Source organism: Klebsiella sp. C360, from assembly GCF_048822415.1.
GTDB lineage: Bacteria > Pseudomonadota > Gammaproteobacteria > Enterobacterales > Enterobacteriaceae > Klebsiella > Klebsiella quasipneumoniae.
On the sequence record NZ_JBMEZZ010000011.1, the window covers coordinates 94,660 to 117,798 of the forward strand.

The window sequence follows — 23,139 nt, forward strand, 5'->3', positions numbered from 1 at the left end:
GGCGCCGTCCGGTAAGCTCATCACAAAGGGGAATTACTGCTGGGCGTAATCGCTGACGCCGCCGTAGTCGTTAATCGCCCGCCATTTGACGGTGCCGTGCCCGCTCACCGGCCACGTTTTCTCGCCAAAGGGGGCCACCATGCCAGGCTCGTCGATTGCCTTCCCGCCCACTTCGACGGCGTAAAAAGAGACAAAATAGGGAGTGGGGTTTGCCACCGTCAGATGACCGCCGGACTGGCTAAACTTCAGCTGCTGCCAGGCTTTAGCCGGGTCGCCCGCCAGGCCGTTGGGGCGATAAAAGATTTTGAATTTCGACTTAATATTGACCTGCAGCTTGTTCACCTCGCCCTTGGGCGTCGGGGCGATACTTTTGACGTTCAGCCAGTAGACCGATTCACGGTCGCTGGGCAGCGAGGCGCCAATAAAGTTAATGCGCAGGACGTTATTTTGCTCCGGATCGAGACGGAATAAGGGCGGCGTAACAATAAAGGGCACCTTGGCCTTATCGTTTTCCGCGTAATTTTCCACCCACGACTGCACCAGATAGGGCGTATGGGTATCGGCATTAGTGACTGAAATAGCGGCTTCACGCTTCCCTTCCTGATAAATCACACGGGTTCCACCCATGACAATACCGGCCTGCGCTGCCGTGGAGCACAGCAGAAAGGCCGCAACAGCAATTATTTTCTTCATCATGACTTACCATCAGGTAAAGGTTGAACAAACAATAAAATAAAGCAGGGAATATCAGAGCCAGTACCCGTCGGGATAATTAGCAAAAACAACTATACCGTCACGAATATAGTCCGTGACTTTATGACAATTATCACTTTAGCTATCTGCAATTAATCAGGTCGCAGTGGACTGACTCTGAATAGCGCGCAATATGATTAGTTATAAATCATATTGAAATTAGCCGTACCGTTGGCATCGCCAGCCGTCACCGCACCGGTGGAGATATAGTCGGCGAAAAACTCGAGGTCGGCAGTGCCGGTGCCGGCAGTCGCGCCCGCAACGACATTTTTGGCTTTCGACACTTTGCCGAGGCTGACCGCCGTAGACTTGTCATCTTCATACAGCTTGATCGCCACGCCAGCGGCGCCGCCGGTGGTAGCCAACAGCGTGTTATCGGACTGATCGCGCGCGCCGTCAAACAGCACCGCGACATTTGTCACGCTGGCAGGGCAATCTTTTACTTTGATATGGAAAGGCGTTTTGGTGGTTTCAAAACCTGTGCTGGTAAAATAGGTGCTGGCCCATTTGCCCAGATCCACCGTCTGGCTGGTGGATGCGCTGTCGATATTGCAGGAGCTGTCGGTGATTGATCCATTGAAGATAACCTGTCCGCCGGTACCCTGGGTACCCGCCTTGGTGCCAGGGTTAACGTTAATGGTTGGCGTAGTAACAGAAATTGCAGCGCCAGAAACCAGCGCTCCCATGAGAATTGCCATAATACGAAGTTGCGTTTTCATTATTTATCTCATCGTTAACGAATATATTTTCCCGTCATCGACAATAGCCCCATGGCTATCGCGAAACGGCTCGTCCGTTCCTCCCTGTAAATGTTCATTACGTTCCTTCCGCAGGATAATCGGCACACGTCCTTTGACTCCGCTTTATTTCGCCGAAAGGTGGCCATGAATAACAAGCAGAAGAAAAAGAGTTATTTTGATGTGCAAAATAAATATATTACCCGATGTAAAAAAAGGCAACCTGATGAAATGTTACATACAGGTTAACGACTATACTTGCCATAAAGTTATTTTTTGAAATGGCATTTCGATGTTAATTTACATATCTATACAAAAGAAAATTAAATACCTCTCAACAACAACACGTCAATTTTATTAACAAATTTAAAGGTAATTGCTCAAAAAAGCGTCTTGTTTTATTGTGCTCAAACCCGGCGCCACGATAAAATTAGGAATTTTCCTGGTATTAATCTTCATCATTTCTACACAAATTAGGGCAAAGCGCTCCTGATCCACGCTGTAATTTCTTGTTCTGGAAGTATTTTTATTTTCAAATGAAAGCTATTACTTCATTAACCCAAATGTATTGCCGTTATCCGCCACCGTAACCGCTCCCTTTCACCGGGTTATTTTGACGCAAAAAAAATCCGCAACCCGAACGGATTGCGGACTGAGCATCAATCAGTAATGAGATGGGCTTCAGAACAGGCCCAGCGGCGCGGTGCCGTAGCTCACCAGCAGGTTTTTGGTTTGCTGATAGGCATCCAGCGCCATCTTGTGCGTTTCCCGCCCGACGCCGGACTGTTTGTAGCCGCCGAACGCCGCATGAGCCGGGTAGACATGATAACAGTTGGTCCATACGCGACCGGCCTGAATACCGCGCCCCATGCGATAGGCGAGGTTGGTATCGCGCGTCCACACCCCGGCGCCGAGGCCAAACTGGGTCTCATTGGCGATAGCCAGCGCTTCCGCTTCGTCCTTAAAGGTGGTCACCCCGATCACCGGCCCAAAGATCTCCTCCTGGAAGGAGCGCATATCGTTGCGACCTTTAATCAGCGTGGGCTGAATATAAAAACCATTATCCAGCGCCGGCGCGATCGCCGCCCGCTCGCCGCCGGTGAGGATTTGTCCGCCCTCTTCCCGGGCAATCTGAATATAGGAGAGGATCTTGTCGAACTGCTGGCGGGAAGCCTGGGCGCCGATCATGGTGTCGGTATCTAACGGATCGCCGCGACGGATCTGCGCCACCTTCTCCATGACCCGCGCCATAAAGGGCTCATAGATAGATTCATGGATCAGCGCCCGCGACGGGCAAGTACAGACCTCACCCTGGTTGAAGAAACCGAGCACCAGCCCCTCCACCGCCTTCTCAATAAACTCCTCTTCACCCTCCATCACGTCGGCGAAGTAAATATTGGGCGATTTACCCCCCAGCTCGACGGTGCAGGGGATAATATTCTCCGCCGCGCAGGCGAGAATATGTCGCCCGACCGGCGTGGAGCCGGTAAACGCCAGCTTGGCGATACGCTTGCTGGTGGCCAGCGCCTCGCCCGCCTCTTTGCCGAAGCCCTGCACCACGTTCAGCACCCCCGCCGGGAACAGATCGCCGATCAGCTCCAGCAGCAGGGTAATACTCAGCGGCGTCTGTTCCGCCGGCTTGAGCACCACGCAGTTCCCCGCCGCCAGGGCCGGGGCCAGCTTCCACGCGGCCATCAGCAGCGGGAAGTTCCATGGGATAATCTGACCGACCACCCCCAGCGGTTCATGGAAATGGTAGGCCACCGTGGTTTCATCAATTTCGGCAGTGCTTCCCTCCTGGGCGCGCAGGCAGCCGGCGAAGTAGCGAAAGTGATCCACCGCCAGCGGCAGGTCGGCATTCAGCGTTTCGCGGATCGGTTTGCCGTTGTCCCAGCTCTCCGCCACCGCCAGATATTCCAGATGCTGTTCAATACGGTCGGCGACCTGCAGCAGCAGCCTGGAGCGCTGTTGCACTGAGGTTTTGCCCCACGCCGGCGCCGCACGGTGGGCGGCGTCGAGGGCGAAGTCAATGTCTCTGGCATCCGACCGGGGAAACTGCGCAATGTTGCTGCCGTCTACCGGGGAGGTATTCATAAAGAATTCACCGCTCAGCGGCTCGACAAATTTACCGTCAATAAAGTTGCCGTAAGCGGATTTCAATGAAACCAGGGCGCCGGGCTGGCCAGGGTGTGCATAACGCATCGCAAATCTCCTTCTGTAGGGTTGAGACGCAGCGGCATATTGATTTTTTAAACTTGCCGCCGAACGCTTCTCACTTTGCAGGGGTTATGCCAGTTTTTCATTTTCTCTAAATAGGTTTATTTATTAACAGGTTGTATTCACTGGCTGGGCAGATGGTCAGCCACTGTCGCACGGGTTTCCACTTATGTGTTGCAAATCGCAACACCAAATAAACCAAATAGCTACAATATTGCAACACAGCAACATCGACCCAGAGGTGCCCTGTGCCAGGCAATCCCTTTCTTCTCGCCCCAGAGGTTAACGCCAATCCCCTGCTGAGCGATTCATGGTCTCGCTGCCAGCGCTACGGTCTGGATCCCGCCACCGAGGATTTTCCCCGCCTCGACGCCGGCGAGCTGGCGGACCGGCTCGCCAGCCACCGCAGCCTGCAGCAGCTGGCGCAGCCGGTGGTGGAAGCCCTGTCGCGCCAGGTGGCGGACCTGCAGTCGGTGGTGATCCTCTCCGACCCCGGCGGCCTGGTGCTCCATACCGTCGGCGATACCCAGGCGATGCAGAAGGCTCAGCGCGTCGCGCTGGCGCCGGGCAATCTGTGGAGCGAAAGCGGACGCGGGACCAACGCCATCGGCACCGCGCTGGCGATTGACGACGGCTGCGAAATCGATGGGCGTCAGCACTTTCTCACCCGCAACCAGAATTTGTACTGCGCGGCGATGCCGCTCCAGCGGCCGGACGGAAGCATCGCCGGCGTGCTGGATATCTCCGGCCCGGCGGATTTTCCCCACCAGCACACCTTTGGCTGGGTGAAAGCGGCGGCAAAGCAGATTGAGTATCTGTGGGTGAAGCAGAGCCTGCATCCTGAGCAGTGGCTGATGAGCCTCCACCGGCAGGTGGACAAACTCGACAGCGTGGAGGAACTGCTGCTGGTCTTTTCCGACAACGTCCTTACCGCCGGCAACCGGCTGGCGATGCGCGAGTTCGGCCTGAGCGCGGCGCAGTTTGGCCAGCTCACCTTTGCGTCGCTTTTTCCGACGCTGACGCAAACGGCGGTCAGCGTTCCCCTGCCCCTGACCACCCCGCAGGGCCGCTATCACTATCGCCTGCGCGAGCCCACCCGCCGCCGGGTGGCGGTGAGCGCCCCGCCGGCCATGCAGCTCCCCTTCACCAGCCCGCGGGAAGGCGAAAAGCTGCTCCGGCTGCTTAACGCCGGCATCGCGCTCTGTATTGAGGGGGAAACCGGCAGCGGCAAAGAGTATGTCAGCCGCACGCTGCACCAGCACAGCCGCTGGCGCAGCGGTAAATTCGTCGCCATTAACTGCGCCGCCATCCCGGAATCGCTGATCGAGTCCGAGCTTTTCGGCTACCAGCCAGGGGCGTTTACCGGCGCCAGCAAAAACGGCTATATCGGCAAAATCCGCGAGGCCGAGGGCGGGGTGCTGTTTCTTGATGAGATCGGCGATATGCCGCTGGCGCTGCAGACCCGCCTTCTGCGAGTACTGCAGGAGAAAGAGGTCGCCCCGCTCGGCGCCAGCCGCAGCGTGCCGGTGAACTTCGCCCTGATCTGCGCCACGCACCGCAACCTGACCCAGCGGGTCAGCGCCGGCGAATTTCGCGAAGATCTGCTGTGGCGCCTGCGGGAGTATGCCCTGGCGCTGCCTCCGCTACGCGAGTGGCCGGCGCTGGAAACCTTTATCGCCACCCTGTGGCGCGACCTGGGCGGCGCTTCGCGCCGGGTGACGCTGTCCACCGCGCTGCTGACCCACCTCAGCCAGCTGCCGTGGCCGGGAAACGTGCGCCAGTTGCAGAGCGTCCTGAAGGTGATGCTGGCTCTGGCCGATGAGGGCGACACGCTGACGCCCGATGCGCTGCCGGACGCATACCGCGCTGCGCCTGCGCCGCTGCCGCGCGGGGGGTTACAGGCCCATGACGAGCAGTTGATTGTCGATACCCTCGCCAGGGTCAACGGCAACGTCAGCCGGGCGGCGCAGATGCTGGGCATCGCCCGCAGCACGCTATACCGCCGCGCCGCCCGTGCCGGACGGCCACGCCGCTGAGGCGATGGCCTAAAGCGCGCCGGCCGCGGACGCTACGCCAGACCCAGCCCCGCCCGCAGGGCATCGATCGTCACCCGCGTTTTTTGCGGCAGCCACGGCCCTTCCGGCCACACCGCGTGGATGGCGAAACGCACACGGTCGCTGGGCGCCAGAACCTGCTGCAGCGTCCCGTCGGCGAGCGCCTGCGCCACCAGCCAGTCCGGCAGCCAGGCGATGCCCATTCCCTGCTGCGCCGCCGCGGCGATGGCGGCAAAATCATCCTGCACCAGCCACGCCTCCGGGGTGAAGCGCACTTCGCCCTGCTGCGGGTCGTAAAGTTGCCATTTTTGCAGCTGACCGTTATGCAGATAGCCGAGGGTGCGGTGCTCGCTCAGCCCGGCGATGGTCCCCGGCGCCGGCTGGCGACGCAGGTACTCCGCCGCCGCGCACAGCACCATGCCATGCTCCCCCAGCGCCAGCGCCCGTAGCGACCCGGTGTCGGCCAGGCTCCCGATACGCACCGCGAGATCAAACCCCTCTTCCAGCAGATTGACCTGCCGGTCGCTGTAGTGGAGTTCGAGCTTCAGCAATGGATAGCGCTGGCTCAGGCGGAACAGCAGCGGCGCCACGCAGCGCTGGCCAAACAGTACCGGCAGCGAAATCCGCAGCCGTCCCTGCACCTCGCCTTTGCCGCGCTGCAGCGCTTCTTCGGCCTCGCGAATGCGTCCCAGCGCCTCCCGACACTGGTGATAAAATTGTTCTCCCTCTTCCGTCAGCAGTTGCCTGCGGGTGGTGCGCTGGAATAACGCCACGCCGAGACGCGCTTCCAGCCGGGCAATGGTTTTTCCCACCGCCGAACGCGTCACGTGGAGGATCGTCGCCGCGCTGGCAAAGTTACCGCTCTCGACCACAGTGACAAACACTGGGATCGCGTTCAGATCGTCGCGCACAGATTGGTTCCTTACGGGATACAATAGAGGAAAATAATGTCACTCCAGAGAGAAAAAAGACAGTGTTAGTCTCTGCTTCTATCCTTCACTTGAGGCACTCATCATGGCTAACGTTCTGGTATTAAAGTCCAGTATTAATGGCGAAACTTCCCTGACCAATCAGCTGATTAACGAATTTCTCGCGGCGCGCCGGGCGGCGGGCCGCCACGATCGGATCCGCGAACACGATCTCAGCGCTATGGCGCTGCCGACGCTGGATGGCGCGCTGTTTGCCGCCCTGCGCGGGGCGGCGGATCCGCGGCCGGCCATCCGCGCGGCGGTAGCGCTCTCCGACCAGTTTATCGCCGAGTTAAAAGCCAGCGACCTGCTGGTGATCGGCGCCCCGATGTATAACCTCAACGTCCCGACCGATCTGAAGAAATGGTTCGACCTCGTGGCGCGGGCGCGGGAAACCTTTCGCTACACCGACAGCTGGCCGCAGGGGCTGGTCGAGGGCGTCCGGGCGGTGGTCGTCAGCAGCCGCGGCGGTGTTCACCAGGGAGAAACCACCGACGCCGTCACCCCCTATCTGCGCGCGGTGCTGGGGCTGATGGGGATCCATGAGGTGGAATTTATCTATGCCGAAGGGCTGGATAACCGCCCGCACGGTCGCGACGCCGGGATCGCCAGCGCCCGGGCGCAGATAGCCGATCTCGCCGTTCCGGCCTGAGTCGCGGGGAAAAAGGGGCTGGCGCTGGCGGCTTTTTTATTTTAGAGTTATCTAAATTTAGAAAAAGCTAAAATACATGACCACACCCGAAGACCTGCAGGCCCGCGCCGGCGAAGCCGCCGCGCTGATGAAAGCGATGAGCAATCCTCACCGCTTGCTGATCCTGTGCATGCTATGCGACGCGCCGCGGGCCAGCGCCGGTGAACTGGCCCGCGCTACCGGCCTGAGCCCTTCCGCCACCTCGCAGCACCTCGCGCGGATGCGTGACGAGGGGCTGATCGACAGCGAACGCGACGCTCAGCGCATCCACTATTTCATCACCCATCCTGCGGTACAGCAGGTGATCAACACGCTGAAAACGCTCTATTGCCCGTGAGGATCCTATGACCATCGCCACCTTAACCCCTGCCGAAGCCCGGGTGCAGATTGCCCAGGGCGCCAGACTGATAGATATCCGCGATGCGGATGAATACGCGCGCGAACATATTCCCGATGCCGAGCTGGTGCCGCTCGCCACCCTGAACGGCGGCGCGACCCTAAACGCCCGGGCCGGCGAGCGCGTGATCTTCCACTGCCAGGCCGGCTCCCGGACGCAGAACAACGCCATTCGTCTGGCCGCCGCCGCCGCGCCGGCGCAGGTCAGCCTGCTGGCGGGGGGGATTCAGGCATGGAAAGCCGCGGGGCTCCCGGTTGAGGAAGATAAATCGCAACCGCTGCCGCTGATGCGCCAGGTGCAAATCGCCGCTGGCGCTCTGATCTTACTGGGGGTACTGCTGGGCTATACCGTGAACGGCGGCTTTTTCCTGCTCAGCGGCGCGGTCGGCGCCGGGCTCACTTTCGCCGGGATAACCGGCTTTTGCGGCATGGCGCGCCTGCTGGCGATCATGCCGTGGAACCGGCGCCAGGGGAGTTAAAACGCACTCCAGATAAGCCAGGCAATGCCGCCGAAAAGCAGCCATTTGACGACGTAATAGACCGTCTTATTCCATTTTTTCAGCCGCTTGCCGACAATGCGGATCTGGTAGATATAGCGAAACGCCCGGTTAATTCCGCCAGTGCGATCGCTGGCGTCGTTGGGCGCCGAGGCGGCGCTCATCAGATTGCGCCCCAGCCAGTGGTTGACCTTCTGCGCCCAGCGGTAGCGCATCGGCCGTTCAATATCACAGAACAGAATCAGCCGATTCTCACCGCTGGTATTTTCCGCATAGTGGATATAGGTCTCGTCAAACAGCACACCTTCCCCGTCGCGCCAGCTGTAGCGCTGACCATCCACCTCGATAAAGCAGCGGTCATCGTTCGGCGTCGCCAGGCCAAGATGAAAGCGCAGGGAACCGGCGTAGGGGTCGCGATGGCGCGGCAGACGGCTGCCGTCCGGCAGGGTGGCGAACATGGCCGCTTTCACCGACGGAATATCCCGCAGCAGCGCGGTAGTTTGTGGGCAAAGCTGGCTGGCGGAGGGATGGGCATCCTCATACCATTTCAGATAAAAGCGTTTCCAGCCGGTTTTAAAAAATGAGTTAAATCCGGCATCGTTATATTTATCGGCCGCTTTAATCTGCTCCAGCTGCTGGAGGCGGATGCCTTCTTCGCGAATAACCAGCCAGTTTTGTTGCAATATCGCCAGCTCGGGAAACATCTCCGGGCGCAGATAAGGCGTATTCGGCACGCGGGAAAATAAATACATAAATCCATTCAACGGCGCGGTAAATGTGGAATGGTCGGAGAGCTGTCGCCAGAAACGATAGCGCACCCGTCCGCGGTAATGGACATACAGCACAGCAATAACAATGATCAACAGAATGATATACTTCATGGTGTCTTTCCTGACCTGATTGATGGTAACCCTACCCTCGCCGTCCCCCTTGTCAGCAGCGGTATGGCGCCAGCAAAACATTAACAACATTAATACATATACCTCCAAATTGTTTTAACAAAAAAGAGCACACCCGGTGTTCAGTGCGCGGGCGTTGAGCTATGGTTTAGGTTCATCCGTGGTATTAACAGTGAGGAGTGAATGATGTTTTCTGTCGGCGATCTGGTACAACCGCGTGCGGGCGGGCCAAAACTGAAAGTGGTCGAAGTGCAGGGCGAGGATCTGGTGGTGGTTCAGGCCGCGCAGGAGCAGGGAGAACACTATACGCTGAAGTCAGACGAGGTGACGTCCTATCAGGAAGAGGGGGACTTCGGCGTCTGCTGAAGCCCCTCGCTGCAGATCATAAGGCCAGGCCGGGCGGTGGGTCTTTCCGCCGTCGCGGCGCTGGCCGCATCGGTTTTAAATTAAAAAGCTGTCCAGCGATTTCCCCTCGGCGACCGCCTGGGCAATCGGCTTCGGCATTCTTCCCTGGCCGGTCCAGGTTTTCTCGGCGCCGGTATGATCGGTATAACGATATTTCGCCGGGCGCGGTTTGCGCTTTTTACCGCCCGCCATCGGCGGCTGAATATCGGCCACCAGCTCGTCAGGAGAAATACCGTCGGCGCGCATCAGCTCAAGCCAGGTATTCACTTTTTCCTGATATTCCGCCTGCTGCTGCGCCGCCAGCTGCTGTTGCGTACGTATTTCTTCAGTGACGATCCTGAGCTTTTCCAGCATCTCTTCAAGCACGTCAATGGAGAATTCACGGGACAGCGCGCGCAGTGAACGGATATTATTCAGTTTGTGTAACATTGAAGACATAAAATTAAAAAATTCCAAATAGCAAATTAAAAGACACAACGCGGCAAGTGTAATAGAAACGTTTATTTATTTCCAGCCTTCGGTTATCCAGATAAATATATTATGCAGAGAGTAAACCTTTTCCACCTACTTTATATCGGAAAATCCCCGCTTCTTTTTCGCCAGCGCAGGCCAATAAGACCCTGAATAAATAAAAACGGCGGATGGTGAGATAGGGAAATATATCAAGAAGGCGATATTACCTTTATGGTCAGCGGGTTATCCTCTTATCATCGGTGAATGCGCAGGTCCTCGCCGAGCGGCCAAATGAATAGTTACTCAGCCATTCAGAATAAAACGCCACATATCGTTTTAGAATTTTCCACCACAAAAACCGGCATAATGGCATAAAAACATCTAAACACGACCCTCATCACAGGCTAACGCGATTTTGCGCCACAGCGGGCGGTCAGATACCGACCCCCTGGTCAGATATCATGGCGCAAAACAACTCAACTATTTGAAAGTAAAAGAATTTAATAAAACAAGCAATAAAAGTAGCGTAACGGGAAAAAAACCGACCTTCGCAGAGTATTTTATCGACAAAAAGGCAATAAATAAAAATTTATAGCTAGTTGCCACTTTTAATGCAGAGATATACTCTACACACATCAAAACAGGCAGCCCAAAAACGCTATACCAACGCGCATTTTTCGGCGTTATTGACTTCATTTTCGAGGAGCACTCCGATGTTCTCTGCGCACTCCCGCTTGCGGCATGCGGTTGCAGACACCTTTGCGATGGTGGTTTACTGCACCGTCGTCAACATGATGATCGAAATTTTTCTCTCTGGTATGACGTTTGAGCAGTCGTTATCGTCGCGCCTGGTGGCGATCCCGGTCAACATTATTATCGCTGTCCCTTACGGGATTTATCGCGACTTCGCGATGCGTCAGGCCCGGCGTATTACTCCGGCCGGCTGGATGAAAAATATGGCCGACGTGCTGGCCTACGTGACCTTTCAGTCGCCGGTTTATGTCGCCATTCTGTGGAGCGTGGGTGCGGACTGGCACCAGATTGTCGCTGCGGTGAGCTCGAACCTGGCGGTTTCAATGATGATGGGCGCCGCTTACGGCTACTTCCTCGACTATTGCCGCCGCCTGTTCCGCGTAGCGCCCTACCAGCAGGCAAAAGCCTGACCGACACGTTAACAGCGACTGGCTCTGCCAGTCGCTTCCTCCCGCCAGCCAGCTTCGCCCGGGTCTTTATCCAGCGAATTAATTCGTCGACATGGCCGGCTGGGCTTCGCCAAACAGTCCATTAAGAAAACGCTCAAGCGCCATGCGTGAGCTAAAGCCGTGCGGAATACCATAATGCTGCTGCGCATCCCCGGCTAAATACAGCGGAAACTGTTCATAATGGTCGCAGGTTTTGATATCTGAAGCCGGTTCAGCCAGCATATTGCTGCGCTCTTTTAACGCTGGATGAATAACTAACGCTGTTCGCCCCATGCGCGCTTCGCGGTTCACATAAACATAATTATCGCCGCGGCGATAGCCGTACGCTTTTTGCGTCACAACATCCATGGTGAAGCCGGCTTTTTCAAGAACACGCGCCACCTCATCGGGTCTTAAATACATACTGATTCCTCGTTATCTTTTACCGCACATTGACCTTACCTTATTCATTAAGGGCAGTGCTTTCGGAATATTCCAGAAACCACAGCAGTAAGCATAATTCAAAATCTTGTCCTACACTTACTCACTCGATGGAATTAAGGGAGATAACGATGGCTAACCATGTGAACCGCAACAATTTTGACGAGAACGCCGAAGATATTCATAACGATGTCAGCCAATTAGCGGACACGCTGGAAGAGGTGCTGAAATCGTGGGGCAGTGACGCGAAAGAGGAAGCGGAAGCGGCGCGTGTCAAAGCGCAGTCGCTGTTAAAAGAGACCCGCGCCCGCCTTAATGGCCACAACCGGGTGCAGCAGGCGGCGCTGGATGCGCGCCAGGCAGCGTGCGATGCGCTGGGCTGCGCCGACACCTACGTGCGCAATAAACCGTGGCACAGCGTGGGCGCCGCCGCCGCCGTCGGGGTATTTATTGGCGTATTGCTCAATTTACGTCGATAATAGCTATAGCGTTTGCTGCCGCCGCGCGATAAGCGCGCGGAAGCCCGCCAGCTTCACGGAAAGCAATGAAGATAACAAATACGCGTCAGCCCCTGCGCGCCTCTGGCCGCAGGGGTTTTTTATGCGCCAGCGGGCGTGACGCCGCCGATCGCCTCCCTCAGCCGCCGGGCCAGCGCGCCAGCCATTGCCGGCGAGCGAATATTGGTAAAACTCATCAGTAATCCCCCCTCGCCGGTATGGCGCATCCGCCAGTCGCTCAACGCCTGTACCGCCAGCCCGGCCGCCACCGCCCGTTGGGCCAGCAGGCGATCGTCGCCGTTGACCGGCATGACCAGCTGAATCCCTCCCTGCTGCGGCGTGACCTGAAAGCCCTGCGCCTGCAGAGCCGACTCCAGCCACTCCCTGCGCTGGCTGTAGCTGGCGCGCATTTTTTTCAGATGACGCCAGAAATGGCCCTGCTGGATAAAATCCGCCAGCGTCTGCTGCCACAGGGTGGGAACGGTGCAGGGCTGGCGCTCCACGGTCTGGTGAAAGCGCGCCGCCAGCGCGGTCGGCACCACCAGCCAGGCGGTGCGCAGCGCCGGAAACATCGACTTACTGAAGGTGCCCGCGTAGATGACCCGCTGTGGCGCATCAAGGCTTTTCAGCGGCGGCAGCGGTTTGCCGCGATAGCGAAACTCGCTATCGTAATCATCCTCAATGATCCAGGCGTCACGCTCCGCGGCCCATGCCAACAGCTGGCGACGCCGGGGCAGCGAGAGCGCCACTCCCAGCGGACTCTGATGCGCCGGGGTGAGCAGGGCAAACCGCGCCTGCGGGTGATGGCGCTGGCCCCAGGCGATATCCATCCCTTCGTCGTCCACCGGGATCGCATCCACCACCAGCTGCCCGGCCTCGACCACCGGGCGGATAAAGGGATATCCCGGATCCTCCATCCACATATGCTGCCCCGGCTGCGCCAGGGTACGCAGGATCAGGTTCATGGCGGTGGCATAGTTGCCGGCGATCAGTACCTGCTCCGGCTGGCAGTCGATACTGCGCGACAGGCGCAGATAGTCGGCGATCGCCTGACGCAGAAGCGGGTCGCCGCCGGGATCGCCGGGCGCCAGATCGAACCGCGACTGCGTCCGCAGCCGGCGCCCCATCACCCGCGCCCACAGCCCGCGCGGAAAGAGATCCAGCGCCGGGAGCCCCATCTGAAACGGCAACGGCTCCGCCGGCGCGGCAGGTTGCGCTGGCGGCATTGGCGCCAGCTGGCGCGGACTGAGCCGCTCGCTGACAAAGGTTCCCGCCTGCCCGCGTCGCTCGAGCCAGCCCTGGGCGACCAGTTCGCCCCAGGCGTTTTCGATGGTCGCCCGGGAGACGCCCTGCTCCTGGGCAAACACCCGGCTGGCGGGCAGACGGCTGCCCGGAGCCAGTTCGCCACGTTCAATGGCGGATTTCAGCTGGCGGGCGATGCGTTGATAGAGAGGGGGGTGGCTGGCTTCCATTATGGTCTGCTTTTTTCATCACAATATGGCTATCTTTTGCAGTCCATTATAGTGCTATTTTGGCTGCCGTCTTAGAGAGGAGAACACCATGAGCCAATTACGTCAGCCATTCAGTGAACTGAGCCCGGAAGTCTATAAAGGGCTGGTGCAGGCCAGCCTCGCGCTGGAGAAAAGCGAGCTGGGCAGCGCCCTGGTGGAGCTGGTCTATTTACGCGTGTCGCAGATCAACGGCTGCGCCTTCTGCCTTGAGAAGCACAGCCAGGCGCTGCGCAAAGGCGGCATGGCGCAGAGCAAGCTGGATGCCCTGGCCGGCTGGCGGGTGAGCGACCATTTTACCCCTGGCGAACGCGCGGCGCTTGCCTGGGCCGAGTCGGTCACCGACATCGCCGCCAGCCATGCGGAAGATGAGGTTTACCTGCCGCTGCGCGAACATTTTACCCCACGTCAGATAAGCGATCTCACCTTCGCCATCAGCCTGATGAACGCCTTTAACCGCCTCGCCGTCGCCATGCGTCTGTAGTTTCGCGCAGCCTTCCCCCTCCTCCGCCTGGCCACCCCGGCGGGGGAATTCTTTGCTAAAAACGCTATATATTGAGTGGTTGAAGTTTTAAATAACTACATCTAGTATTTCCTTATCGAATGGCCCACAACGTTCGACGCTACGTTTAGCGCCGTGCTGTTATCTTAAATGGAAATACGAATCATGCGCATTACTATTTACACTCGAAATGACTGCGTGCAGTGCCATGCCACCCGACGAGCCATGGAGAGCCGGGGGCTTGCCTTTGAAATGGTCAACGTCGACCAGCAACCGGATGCCGCCGACACCCTGCGCGAGCAGGGGTTTCGCCAGCTGCCGGTGGTGATCGCCGGCGACCTGCGCTGGAGCGGCTTCCGCCCGGATATGATCAATCGCCTGCGCCCCTCCGTCGCGGCGGCCAGCGCATGAGCCTCATCGTCTACTTCTCCAGCCGTTCGGAGAACACCCATCGCTTTGTGCAGCGCCTGGGGCTGCCGGCGGTGCGCATCCCGCTGAACGAGCGTGAACCTCTGCAGGTAGACGAGCCCTATATTCTCATCGTTCCCAGCTATGGCGGCGGCGGTACCGCCGGCGCCGTGCCGCGTCAGGCGATCCGCTTTTTAAACGACGTACATAATCGTCGGCTGATCCGCGGGGTGATTGCCGCCGGCAATCGCAACTTTGGCGACGCCTGGGGGCGCGCCGGGGATGTCATCGCGCAGAAATGCGCCGTGCCCTATCTCTACCGCTTCGAGCTGATGGGAACCCCCGACGATATCGATAACGTACGTAAAGGAGTCAGCGAATTTTGGCAACGACAACCGCAGAACGTATAACCGCCGCCGTGGATTTTCACGCCCTCAATGCGATGCTGAATTTGTACGACAGCGAGGGCCGCATCCCGTTTGAGAAAGATCGCCAGGCGGTTGAGGCTTTTATGGCGACCCAGGTTCAGCCCAACACCCTCGCCTTTGCCAGCCAGGAGGATAAACTCAGCTGGCTCGTCCGCGAGGGGTATTACGATCCCCAGCTGCTGGCCGGCTATGACCGCGGGTTTGTGCTGGCGCTGTTCGCCCATGCCCGGCGCGCCGCGTTTCGCTTCCAGACCTTCCTCGGCGCCTGGAAGTTCTATACCAGCTACGCGCTGAAGAGCTTTGACGGCAAGCACTACCTCGAGGATTTCGCGGAACGCAGCGTAATGGTGGCCCTGACGCTGGCCCGGGGCGATGAACAGCAGGCGCGGCAGCTGACGGAGGAGATACTCAGCGGCCGCTTCCAGCCGGCCACGCCCACCTTCCTTAACGCCGGCAAACAGCAGCGCGGGGAGCTGATCTCCTGCTTCCTGCTGCGCATTGAAGATAATATGGAGTCCATCGGCCGGGCGGTGAACTCGGCGCTGCAGCTGTCGAAGCGCGGCGGCGGCGTGGCCTTTTTACTCTCCAACCTGCGCGAGGCCGGGGCGCCGATCAAGCGCATCGAAAATCAGTCCTCCGGCGTGGTGCCGGTGATGAAGATGCTGGAGGACGCCTTCTCCTATGCCAACCAGCTCGGCGCCCGCCAGGGGGCGGGGGCGGTCTGGCTGCACGCTCACCATCCCGATATTTTGCGCTTCCTTGATACCCGGCGTGAAAATGCCGATGAGAAAATCCGCATCAAAACCCTGTCGCTGGGGGTGGTGATCCCTGACATCACCTTCCAGCTGGCGAAAGAAGACGCGCAGATGGCGCTGTTCTCGCCGTATGATGTCGAACGGCTGTACGGCAAACCCTTCGCCGACTGCGCTATCGGCGACCTCTATCCACAGCTGGTAGCCGACGATCGGGTTCGCAAACGCTGGATCCGCGCCCGCGACCTGTTCCAGCGCCTGGCGGAGATCCAGTTTGAATCCGGCTACCCGTACATCATGTTTGAAGACACGGTGAACCGCGCCAGTCCGGTGGCCGGGCGGGTCACCATGAGCAATCTGTGTTCCGAGATCCTGCAGGTCAGTACGCCGTCCGCCTATAATGAAGACCTTAGCTATGCCCATATCGGGGAAGATATCTCCTGCAACCTCGGCTCGCTGAACATCGCCCACACCATGGACTCGCCGGATTTCGGCCTCACTATCGCCACCGCAGTGCGCGCCCTGACCGCCGTGTCCGACATGAGCCACATTCAGTCGGTCCCCTCCGTGGCGGCCGGCAACGCCGCCTCCCACGCCATCGGTCTGGGGCAGATGAATCTTCACGGCTACCTGGCGCGGGAAGGCATTGCCTACGGCAGCCCGGAGGGGCTGGACTTCACCAATATCTACTTCTACACCGTGACCTGGCACGCGCTGCACACCTCGATGCTGTTGGCCCGCGAGCGCGGCCAGCGCTTCGCCGGCTTCGGGCAGTCGCGCTACGCCAGCGGGGAATACTTCGACAAATATCTGCAGGAGTCGTGGCAGCCGAAAACCGAACGGGTCCGCGCGCTGTTCGCCCGCGCCGGCATCTCCCTGCCCGACCGGGAAAGCTGGCGCCAGCTGCGCGAAGACGTCATGCGCTATGGCATTTACAACCGCTATCTGCAGGCGGTGCCGCCCACCGGCTCGATCTCGTACATCAACCATGCTACCTCCAGCATTCACCCGATCGTCTCGAAGATTGAGATCCGCAAAGAGGGGAAAACCGGACGGGTGTACTACCCCGCGCCGTTTATGAATAACGATAATCTGGCCCTCTACCAGGATGCGTACGAGATAGGCCCCCGGAAGATCATCGACACCTACGCCGAGGCGACGCGCCACGTCGATCAGGGGCTGTCGCTGACCCTGTTCTTCCCGGATACCGCCACCACCCGCGATATCAACAAGGCGCAAATCTACGCCTGGAAGAAAGGCATTAAGACGCTGTACTACATCCGACTGCGCCAGCTGGCGCTGGAAGGCACTGAAATTGAAGGCTGCGTGTCCTGCGCGCTGTAAGGAGAACAGGATGACCCATTTAACGCGCGTCAGCGCGATCAACTGGAACCGCATCGATGACGATAAAGATCTGGAGGTGTGGAATCGTCTCACCAGCAACTTCTGGCTGCCGGAGAAAGTGCCGCTGTCGAACGACATTCCCGCCTGGCAAACCCTCAGCGCGGCGGAGCAACAGTTGACCATTCGCGTTTTTACCGGGCTGACCCTGCTCGACACCATTCAGAACACCATCGGCGCGCCGGCGCTGATGGCGGACGCTCTGACCCCGCATGAGGAGGCGGTGCTGTCGAACATCAGCTTTATGGAAGCGGTTCATGCCCGCTCTTACAGCTCCATCTTTTCCACGCTGTGCCACAGCAAAGAGGTGGATGCCGCCTTCGCCTGGAGCGAAAGCTGCGAACCTCTGCAGCGCAAAGCGCAGCTGATGCTGGGCTACTATCAGGCCGACGAGCCGCTGAAGAAAAAAATCGCCAGCGTGTTTCTCGAATCCTTTCTCTTCTATTCCGGCTTCTGGCTGCCGATGCACTTCTCCAGTCGGGGAAAACTGACCAATACCGCGGATCTGATCCGCCTGATCATTCGCGATGAAGCGGTGCATGGCTATTACATCGGCTACAAGTATCAGAAAGGACTGGAGATCGTCAGCCCCGGTAAGCGCGAAGAATTGAAAAACTTCGCCCTCGATCTGCTGATGGATCTGTACGACAACGAGCTGGCCTACAGCCGGGAGCTGTACGGCGAGAGCGGCTGGTTCGACGACGTCAGCGCCTTCCTGTGCTACAACGCCAACAAAGCGCTGATGAACCTCGGCTACGAGGCGCTGTTCCCGGCGGAGATGGCGGCGGTTAACCCGGCGATCCTCGCGGCGCTGTCACCCAACGCCGATGAAAACCACGACTTTTTCTCCGGCTCCGGCTCCTCCTACGTGATAGGAAAAATGGAAGAGACCGCCGACGACGACTGGGACTTTTAACCGTACTTTCACCAGGAATATCGCCCGCATATTCCTGGTGATCAATTTCACAGAATCGCGATGAATCCACCAAATATTCTCTCCATGGTCTAACCGTCATCACTTCGTCATATTTAGCAGAAAACCGGCCCATTTCAGTCGAATTATCCAAAGATAATCAAAAAATATTACCCACAACAAATTACCGCTCAGCCCTTATATCACGGGGGCTGTGCCGCCATGTCCCTCACTCCATTTTGCCGAGAGTTCGCCATTGAGGGTTGTCACAGAATCTGAGTATGTTAGGGTGTAAAAAGATCATTATCACCATTGGGTACCATATCGCAATAAACAAATAACAGGAACTTCTCTATTGCATGGCAATTAAATTAGAAATTAAAAATCTTTATAAGATATTTGGCGAGCACCCTCACCGTGCTTTCAAATATATTGAGAAAGGACTCAACAAAGCGCAAATACTGGAAAAAACGGGGCTGTCGCTTGGCGTCAAAGACGCCAGTCTGGCCATTGAAGAAGGCGAGATATTCGTCATCATGGGGCTCTCCGGCTCGGGGAAATCCACCATGGTTCGCCTTCTCAATCGCCTGATTGAACCCACCCGCGGCCAGGTGCTGATTGACGGGGTCGATATCGCCAAAATGTCGGACGCCGAGCTGCGCGAGGTGCGTCGTAAAAAAATTGCGATGGTTTTTCAGTCCTTTGCGCTGATGCCGCACATGAGCGTGCTCGACAATACGGCGTTTGGCATGGCGCTTGCCGGCGTCCCGGCCGCTGAGCGAGAGCAAAAAGCGCGGGAAGCGCTGCGTCAGGTGGGGCTGGAGAATTATGCCCACGCCTGGCCGGATGAACTCTCCGGCGGGATGCGTCAGCGCGTCGGTTTAGCCCGCGCCCTGGCGATTAATCCCGATATTCTGTTAATGGATGAAGCCTTCTCCGCGCTCGATCCGCTCATTCGCACAGAAATGCAGGATGAGCTAATCAAATTACAGGCTAAGCATCAGCGTACCATTGTCTTTATTTCCCATGACCTTGATGAAGCCATGCGAATTGGCGATCGTATCGCCATTATGCAAAATGGCGAAGTGGTTCAGGTCGGCACTCCGGATGAAATATTGAATAATCCGGCCAATGATTATGTCCGCACCTTCTTCCGCGGCGTCGATATTAGCCAGGTCTTCAGCGCGAAAGATATTGCCCGTCGTAGCCCGGTCGGCCTGATTCGTAAAACGCCAGGTTTTGGCCCCCGCTCTGCGCTGAAATTATTACAGGATGAAGACCGGGAATATGGTTATGTCATTGAGCGCGGTAATCGCTTTGTCGGGATTGTCTCGATCGATTCTCTGAAAACCGCGCTCAGCGCCGGCCAGGGGATCGAGGCGGCGCTGATTGACGCCCCGCTGGCGGTGGAGGCGCAAACGCCGCTCAGCGATCTGCTCTCCCACGTCGGCCACGCCCCGTGCGCCGTCCCGGTGGTGGATGAAGAACAACAATATATTGGCATCATTTCCAAACGAATGTTGCTCCAGGCTTTAGATCGCGAGGGGGTGAATCATGGCTGATCAAACCAATCCGTGGGACAGCGCCCCGGCAACCGACAGCGCCGCTCAGGCTGCAGACGCCTGGGGTGGCGCCTCAACTGCCGCGCCGACTAATGGCGGCGGCGCCGACTGGCTGCACAGCGCCCCGGCGCCGCAGCCGGAACAGTTCAGTATCATGGATCCGTTCCATAAGACCCTGATCCCGCTCGACAGCTGGGTGACCCACGCCATCGACTGGATCGTGCTGCACTTCCGCCCGCTGTTCCAGGGGATCCGCGTGCCGATCGACTACATCCTCAGCGCCTTCCAGCAGCTGCTGTTGGGGATGCCGGCGCCGGTGGCGATTATCGTCTTCGCGCTGATCGCCTGGCAGATCTCCAGCCTCGGCATGGGGGTCGCCACCCTGGTCTCGCTGATTGCCATAGGCGCCATCGGCGCGTGGTCGCAGGCGATGGTCACCCTGGCGCTGGTCCTCACCGCCCTGCTGTTCTGCATGATCATCGGCCTGCCGCTGGGGATCTGGCTGGCGCGCAGTCCGCGAGCGGCGAAAATTATCCGCCCGCTGCTGGATGCCATGCAGACCACGCCGGCCTTCGTCTACCTGGTGCCGATCGTGATGCTGTTCGGCATCGGCAACGTGCCCGGCGTGGTGGTGACGATTATCTTCGCCCTGCCGCCGATCGTCCGTCTGACCATCCTCGGGATAAACCAGGTGCCTGCGGATCTGATCGAAGCGTCGCGCTCGTTTGGCGCCAGCCCGCGCCAGCTGCTGTTTAAAGTTCAGCTGCCGCTGGCGATGCCCACCATTATGGCCGGGGTTAACCAGACGCTAATGCTGGCCCTGTCGATGGTGGTGATCGCCTCAATGATCGCCGTCGGCGGTCTTGGCCAGATGGTGCTGCGCGGCATTGGCCGCCTGGATATGGGCCTGGCCACCGTCGGCGGCGTGGGGATCGTGATCCTGGCGATTATTCTTGACCGCCTCACCCAGGCCGTCGGCCGCGACGCCCGCAGTCGCGGCAACCGCCGCTGGTACACCACCGGCCCGCTGGGGCTTCTCACTCGCCCTTTCTGTCGATAAGTCGATAACAGCGCCGCACCCCGGCACCAGCCGATGCCGGGGAGCCGCCTTCCCGTTAAACAATAAGAGGAACCACCATGCGACATAGCACGATGATGGCCACCGCCGCCTTTGCCACCCTGATCGCCACCAGCGCCTTCGCCGCCGACCTGCCGGGGAAAGGAATTACCGTCAAGCCGGCGCAGAGCACTATCTCCGAAGAGAGCTTCCAGACCCTGCTGGTCAGCCGCGCGCTGGAGAAGCTTGGCTACACCGTCGAAAAACCGAGCGAAGTGGACTATAACGTTGCCTATACCTCGATTGCCGCCGGGGATACTACCTTTATCGCCACCAACTGGCAGCCGCTGCACGATGACATGTACGCCGCGGCGGGCGGTGATAACAAATTTTACCGCAAGGGGGTGTACGTCTCAGGCGCCGCCCAGGGCTATCTGATCGATAAAAAAACCGCCGAGCAGTACCACATCACCTCTATCGATCAGCTCAAAGATCCGCAGATCGCCAAACTGTTTGATACTAACAACGACGGTAAAGCGGACCTCACCGGCTGTACCCCGGGCTGGGGCTGCGAAGCGGTGATTAACCACCAGATTGACGCCTATGGCCTGAGCAAAACCGTCACCCATAACCAGGGCAACTACGCGGCGATGATGGCCGACACCATCGCCCGCTATAAAGAGGGTAAACCGGTGCTCTACTACACCTGGACGCCGTACTGGGTTAGCGACGTGCTGAAGCCTGGCAAAGACGTCGTCTGGCTGCAGGTGCCGTTCTCCTCCCTGCCGGGCGAGCAGAAAAACATCGATACCAAACTGGCCAACGGCGCCAACTATGGCTTCCCGGTCAACACCATGCACATTGTCGCCAACAAAGCCTGGGCGGAGAAAAATCCGGCCGCCGCCACTCTGTTTAGCGTCATGAAGCTGCCGATCGCCGACATCAACGCCGAGAATGCGATGATGCACGAAGGCCATGCTTCCGAAGCCGACATTAACGGTCATGTTGATGGCTGGATCAAAGCCCACCAGCCGCTGTTCGACAGCTGGGTGAAAGCCGCGCTCGCCGCGCAGCAGTAACCCGCCCCCGGATAAGGCCTGGCGCCTTATCCGGGCCCCTTCCCCGCCTTTCATCCCGTCAGGGTCATGGAAAAGCGGATTGCGGGCATTTTCATAGTGTTAAGGCGCGTCGCGCTCTGTTAAGGTGGGGACATCGGTCAATTTGCCACCTTCACATGGATCCAGCGATAAGTTATTCATATGGAAAACCCCGCGCCCTTAACCTGTGCCTTATCTGAACGTGTCGCTACCGTCGGCGAAGGCATTAAAGACAGTCTCCCCATCGTTATCAGCTACCTTCCGGTGGCATTCGCCTTCGGACTGAACGCCACCCGGCTGGGGTTCACCCCACTGGAAAGCCTGTTTTTCTCCTGCATTATTTACGCCGGCGCCAGCCAGTTTGTGATCACCGCCATGCTAGCCGCCGGCAGTTCGCTGTGGGTCGCCGCCCTGACGGTGATGGCGATGGACGTCCGCCACGTGCTGTATGGCCCCTCGCTGCGCAGCCGCATTCATACCGCGCTGGACAAAAAGAAGACCGCCCTCTGGGCCTTCGGCCTGACCGATGAGGTTTTCGCCGCCGCCACCGCCAGGCTGGTACGCGACAACCGACGCTGGAGCGAAAACTGGATGCTCGGTCTCGCGTTTACCTCGTGGGCATCGTGGGTGTGCGGCACGCTGGCCGGCGCCTGGTCCGGCAACGGCCTGCTGGTGGATTATCCGGCGGTGGAAGCCGCGCTCGGCTTTATGCTGCCGGCGCTGTTTATGAGCTTCCTGCTGGCCTCTTTCCAGCGCCAGCAATCGCTGTGCGTCACGGCGGCGCTGGCGGGCGCGCTGGGCGGCATTCTGTTATTTTCCATTCCGGCGGCGATCCTCGCCGGAATTGTCTGCGGGTGTCTGACGGCGCTGGTCCAGGCCATGCTGAAGGGGATGCCGGATGAACAGTGAGGTCCTTCTGCTCGGAGTGATTGTCGGCGGCGTGAACTATCTGTTTCGTTATCTTCCCCTGCGTCTGCGCGCGGGTCATGCCCGGCCTGCCCGTCGTGGCCCGGTCAGCGTGCTGCTGGATACCATCGGCATCGCCTCGATTTGCGCGCTGCTGGTGGTCTCCAGCGTGCCGGAGATCCTCGCCGATGCCCATCGCCTGGCGCCGACGCTGATCGGCTTCCTGGTGCTGGGGGGCGCCTTCTGGAAAACCCGCAGCATTATTATCCCGACCCTGCTGTCGGCGTTGGCCTACGGTCTGGCCTGGAAAATCGCCAGCGGGCTCTAAGCTTTGCGTATCAATTTTGGTCAATAATTCATTTGATTTATTTGTCACAATAGTTATTATATCGGCTGTAATTAATGAGGTCATACCC

General features: G+C 58.6%; 24 protein-coding genes and 1 pseudogene. 17 read left to right on the forward strand and 8 right to left on the reverse strand.

The features are described from left to right. Positions 1-33: 33 nt before the first annotated feature. The 3 genes from ACOI7D_RS22540 to ACOI7D_RS22550 form a co-directional block, all read right to left on the reverse strand. Complete coding sequence (locus ACOI7D_RS22540; RefSeq protein WP_032418427.1) at positions 34-696, reverse strand: molecular chaperone; 663 nt, start codon at positions 694-696, stop codon at positions 34-36. Between the two features lie 194 nt (positions 697-890). Next, on the reverse strand, positions 891-1,472 hold the full coding sequence (locus ACOI7D_RS22545; protein ID WP_064157691.1) for a fimbrial protein: 582 nt from the start codon (positions 1,470-1,472) through the stop codon (positions 891-893). 699 nt (positions 1,473-2,171) lie between these two features. Then, entirely contained in the window at positions 2,172-3,692 is a 1,521-nt protein-coding gene (locus ACOI7D_RS22550; protein ID WP_032453792.1) for an aldehyde dehydrogenase family protein, read from the reverse strand. Positions 3,693-3,955: 263 nt separating this feature from the next. Here ACOI7D_RS22550 and ACOI7D_RS22555 point away from each other — a divergent pair, with 263 nt between their 5' ends. Continuing rightward, a complete protein-coding gene (locus ACOI7D_RS22555) occupies positions 3,956-5,743 on the forward strand; it encodes a sigma-54-dependent Fis family transcriptional regulator (protein WP_023290740.1) in 1,788 nt (595 codons plus the stop codon). A 32-nt stretch (positions 5,744-5,775) separates the two neighbouring features. Here ACOI7D_RS22555 and ACOI7D_RS22560 read toward each other — a convergent pair whose 3' ends face one another. Then, positions 5,776-6,672, reverse strand: coding sequence for a LysR family transcriptional regulator (locus tag ACOI7D_RS22560; protein WP_109547024.1), 897 nt, complete (start codon positions 6,670-6,672; stop codon positions 5,776-5,778). A gap of 103 nt (positions 6,673-6,775) precedes the next feature. On the opposite strand from ACOI7D_RS22560, the gene ACOI7D_RS22565 reads away from it, so the two are divergent. The 3 genes and pseudogenes from ACOI7D_RS22565 to ACOI7D_RS22575 all read left to right on the forward strand — a co-directional run bounded on the left by ACOI7D_RS22565 (position 6,776) and on the right by ACOI7D_RS22575 (position 8,311). Beyond that, entirely contained in the window at positions 6,776-7,381 is a 606-nt protein-coding gene (locus ACOI7D_RS22565; RefSeq protein WP_109547023.1) for an FMN-dependent NADH-azoreductase, read from the forward strand. A 76-nt stretch (positions 7,382-7,457) separates the two neighbouring features. Further along, positions 7,458-7,757: an ArsR/SmtB family transcription factor gene (locus ACOI7D_RS22570; RefSeq protein ID WP_002914277.1), complete on the forward strand. Its 300-nt coding sequence runs from the start codon at positions 7,458-7,460 to the stop codon at positions 7,755-7,757. A 7-nt stretch (positions 7,758-7,764) separates the two neighbouring features. Next, positions 7,765-8,311: pseudogene (locus ACOI7D_RS22575) on the forward strand (rhodanese family protein). Here the strand turns inward: ACOI7D_RS22575 and lpxO are convergent. After that, a complete protein-coding gene (lpxO, locus tag ACOI7D_RS22580) occupies positions 8,292-9,194 on the reverse strand; it encodes a lipid A hydroxylase LpxO (RefSeq protein ID WP_032453800.1) in 903 nt (300 codons plus the stop codon). The pseudogene ACOI7D_RS22575 and the gene lpxO overlap by 20 nt on opposite strands. A 204-nt stretch (positions 9,195-9,398) precedes the next feature. Here lpxO and ACOI7D_RS22585 point away from each other — a divergent pair, with 204 nt between their 5' ends. Then, a complete protein-coding gene (locus tag ACOI7D_RS22585) occupies positions 9,399-9,578 on the forward strand; it encodes a hypothetical protein (RefSeq protein ID WP_109547022.1) in 180 nt (59 codons plus the stop codon). Positions 9,579-9,653: 75 nt separating this feature from the next. On the opposite strand, the gene stpA is transcribed toward ACOI7D_RS22585, so the two are convergent. Beyond that, entirely contained in the window at positions 9,654-10,055 is a 402-nt protein-coding gene (gene stpA / locus ACOI7D_RS22590; protein ID WP_023290746.1) for a DNA-binding protein StpA, read from the reverse strand. 728 nt (positions 10,056-10,783) lie between these two features. Between stpA and alaE the strand changes: the two genes are divergently transcribed. Then, complete coding sequence (alaE, locus tag ACOI7D_RS22595; RefSeq protein ID WP_004205719.1) at positions 10,784-11,233, forward strand: L-alanine exporter AlaE; 450 nt, start codon at positions 10,784-10,786, stop codon at positions 11,231-11,233. Positions 11,234-11,311: 78 nt separating this feature from the next. Here alaE and ACOI7D_RS22600 read toward each other — a convergent pair whose 3' ends face one another. After that, complete coding sequence (locus ACOI7D_RS22600; protein ID WP_002914291.1) at positions 11,312-11,674, reverse strand: DUF2002 family protein; 363 nt, start codon at positions 11,672-11,674, stop codon at positions 11,312-11,314. Between the two features lie 149 nt (positions 11,675-11,823). On the opposite strand from ACOI7D_RS22600, the gene ACOI7D_RS22605 reads away from it, so the two are divergent. Further along, complete coding sequence (locus tag ACOI7D_RS22605; RefSeq protein WP_002914293.1) at positions 11,824-12,171, forward strand: DUF883 domain-containing protein; 348 nt, start codon at positions 11,824-11,826, stop codon at positions 12,169-12,171. Positions 12,172-12,290: 119 nt separating this feature from the next. Here ACOI7D_RS22605 and ACOI7D_RS22610 read toward each other — a convergent pair whose 3' ends face one another. After that, positions 12,291-13,661, reverse strand: coding sequence for a PLP-dependent aminotransferase family protein (locus ACOI7D_RS22610; RefSeq protein ID WP_109547020.1), 1,371 nt, complete (start codon positions 13,659-13,661; stop codon positions 12,291-12,293). Positions 13,662-13,749: 88 nt separating this feature from the next. Here ACOI7D_RS22610 and ACOI7D_RS22615 point away from each other — a divergent pair, with 88 nt between their 5' ends. The 10 genes from ACOI7D_RS22615 (at position 13,750) to ygaH (ending at position 23,051) form a co-directional block, all read left to right on the forward strand. Next, positions 13,750-14,181 carry a carboxymuconolactone decarboxylase family protein gene (locus ACOI7D_RS22615; protein WP_023290749.1) on the forward strand — a complete coding sequence of 144 codons (432 nt, stop codon included), beginning with the start codon at positions 13,750-13,752 and terminating at the stop codon, positions 14,179-14,181. 183 nt (positions 14,182-14,364) lie between these two features. After that, complete coding sequence (gene nrdH / locus ACOI7D_RS22620) at positions 14,365-14,610, forward strand: glutaredoxin-like protein NrdH (protein ID WP_048298086.1); 246 nt, start codon at positions 14,365-14,367, stop codon at positions 14,608-14,610. Beyond that, positions 14,607-15,017 (forward strand): class Ib ribonucleoside-diphosphate reductase assembly flavoprotein NrdI, encoded by a 411-nt coding sequence (gene nrdI / locus ACOI7D_RS22625; protein ID WP_023290751.1) that lies wholly within the window; start codon positions 14,607-14,609, stop codon positions 15,015-15,017. The genes nrdH and nrdI overlap by 4 nt, the downstream gene beginning before the upstream one ends. After that, positions 14,990-17,131 carry a class 1b ribonucleoside-diphosphate reductase subunit alpha gene (gene nrdE, locus ACOI7D_RS22630; protein ID WP_109547019.1) on the forward strand — a complete coding sequence of 714 codons (2,142 nt, stop codon included), beginning with the start codon at positions 14,990-14,992 and terminating at the stop codon, positions 17,129-17,131. Before nrdI ends, nrdE begins: the two co-directional genes overlap by 28 nt. Positions 17,132-17,141: 10 nt before the next feature. Continuing rightward, positions 17,142-18,104 (forward strand): class 1b ribonucleoside-diphosphate reductase subunit beta, encoded by a 963-nt coding sequence (gene nrdF, locus ACOI7D_RS22635; RefSeq protein WP_032453806.1) that lies wholly within the window; start codon positions 17,142-17,144, stop codon positions 18,102-18,104. A gap of 356 nt (positions 18,105-18,460) precedes the next feature. Further along, on the forward strand, positions 18,461-19,663 hold the full coding sequence (gene proV, locus ACOI7D_RS22640; protein WP_002914328.1) for a glycine betaine/L-proline ABC transporter ATP-binding protein ProV: 1,203 nt from the start codon (positions 18,461-18,463) through the stop codon (positions 19,661-19,663). Further along, positions 19,656-20,723 (forward strand): glycine betaine/L-proline ABC transporter permease ProW, encoded by a 1,068-nt coding sequence (gene proW / locus ACOI7D_RS22645; protein WP_044524462.1) that lies wholly within the window; start codon positions 19,656-19,658, stop codon positions 20,721-20,723. Before proV ends, proW begins: the two co-directional genes overlap by 8 nt. 77 nt (positions 20,724-20,800) lie before the next feature. Continuing rightward, positions 20,801-21,799 carry a glycine betaine/L-proline ABC transporter substrate-binding protein ProX gene (gene proX, locus ACOI7D_RS22650; RefSeq protein WP_023290755.1) on the forward strand — a complete coding sequence of 333 codons (999 nt, stop codon included), beginning with the start codon at positions 20,801-20,803 and terminating at the stop codon, positions 21,797-21,799. 180 nt (positions 21,800-21,979) lie between these two features. After that, entirely contained in the window at positions 21,980-22,726 is a 747-nt protein-coding gene (locus tag ACOI7D_RS22655) for an AzlC family ABC transporter permease (protein ID WP_023290756.1), read from the forward strand. Next, the gene (gene ygaH / locus ACOI7D_RS22660; protein WP_004205699.1) at positions 22,716-23,051 is read left to right on the forward strand and encodes an L-valine transporter subunit YgaH; all 336 of its coding nucleotides are present in this window, start codon (positions 22,716-22,718) and stop codon (positions 23,049-23,051) included. The genes ACOI7D_RS22655 and ygaH overlap by 11 nt, the downstream gene beginning before the upstream one ends. Positions 23,052-23,139: the final 88 nt, after the last annotated feature.

Excerpts from the sequence above, each read along its gene's own strand:
- ACOI7D_RS22570 (WP_002914277.1), top strand. The coding sequence starts at position 7,458 with ATGACCACACCCGAAGACCTGCAGGCCCGCGCCGGCGAAGCCGCCGCG.
- stpA (WP_023290746.1), bottom strand. The coding sequence starts at position 10,055 with ATGTCTTCAATGTTACACAAACTGAATAATATCCGTTCACTGCGCGCG.
- ACOI7D_RS22605 (WP_002914293.1), top strand. The coding sequence starts at position 11,824 with ATGGCTAACCATGTGAACCGCAACAATTTTGACGAGAACGCCGAAGAT.
- proW (WP_044524462.1), top strand. The coding sequence starts at position 19,656 with ATGGCTGATCAAACCAATCCGTGGGACAGCGCCCCGGCAACCGACAGC.
- ACOI7D_RS22655 (WP_023290756.1), top strand. The coding sequence starts at position 21,980 with ATGGAAAACCCCGCGCCCTTAACCTGTGCCTTATCTGAACGTGTCGCT.
- proV (WP_002914328.1), top strand. The coding sequence starts at position 18,461 with ATGGCAATTAAATTAGAAATTAAAAATCTTTATAAGATATTTGGCGAG.
- lpxO (WP_032453800.1), bottom strand. The coding sequence starts at position 9,194 with ATGAAGTATATCATTCTGTTGATCATTGTTATTGCTGTGCTGTATGTC.
- ACOI7D_RS22550 (WP_032453792.1), bottom strand. The coding sequence starts at position 3,692 with ATGCGTTATGCACACCCTGGCCAGCCCGGCGCCCTGGTTTCATTGAAA.
- nrdH (WP_048298086.1), top strand. The coding sequence starts at position 14,365 with ATGCGCATTACTATTTACACTCGAAATGACTGCGTGCAGTGCCATGCC.
- ACOI7D_RS22615 (WP_023290749.1), top strand. The coding sequence starts at position 13,750 with ATGAGCCAATTACGTCAGCCATTCAGTGAACTGAGCCCGGAAGTCTAT.
- ACOI7D_RS22565 (WP_109547023.1), top strand. The coding sequence starts at position 6,776 with ATGGCTAACGTTCTGGTATTAAAGTCCAGTATTAATGGCGAAACTTCC.
- alaE (WP_004205719.1), top strand. The coding sequence starts at position 10,784 with ATGTTCTCTGCGCACTCCCGCTTGCGGCATGCGGTTGCAGACACCTTT.
- ACOI7D_RS22540 (WP_032418427.1), bottom strand. The coding sequence starts at position 696 with ATGATGAAGAAAATAATTGCTGTTGCGGCCTTTCTGCTGTGCTCCACG.
- nrdF (WP_032453806.1), top strand. The coding sequence starts at position 17,142 with ATGACCCATTTAACGCGCGTCAGCGCGATCAACTGGAACCGCATCGAT.
- ygaH (WP_004205699.1), top strand. The coding sequence starts at position 22,716 with ATGAACAGTGAGGTCCTTCTGCTCGGAGTGATTGTCGGCGGCGTGAAC.
- ACOI7D_RS22600 (WP_002914291.1), bottom strand. The coding sequence starts at position 11,674 with ATGTATTTAAGACCCGATGAGGTGGCGCGTGTTCTTGAAAAAGCCGGC.
- nrdI (WP_023290751.1), top strand. The coding sequence starts at position 14,607 with ATGAGCCTCATCGTCTACTTCTCCAGCCGTTCGGAGAACACCCATCGC.
- ACOI7D_RS22585 (WP_109547022.1), top strand. The coding sequence starts at position 9,399 with ATGTTTTCTGTCGGCGATCTGGTACAACCGCGTGCGGGCGGGCCAAAA.
- ACOI7D_RS22610 (WP_109547020.1), bottom strand. The coding sequence starts at position 13,661 with ATGGAAGCCAGCCACCCCCCTCTCTATCAACGCATCGCCCGCCAGCTG.
- ACOI7D_RS22545 (WP_064157691.1), bottom strand. The coding sequence starts at position 1,472 with ATGAAAACGCAACTTCGTATTATGGCAATTCTCATGGGAGCGCTGGTT.
- proX (WP_023290755.1), top strand. The coding sequence starts at position 20,801 with ATGCGACATAGCACGATGATGGCCACCGCCGCCTTTGCCACCCTGATC.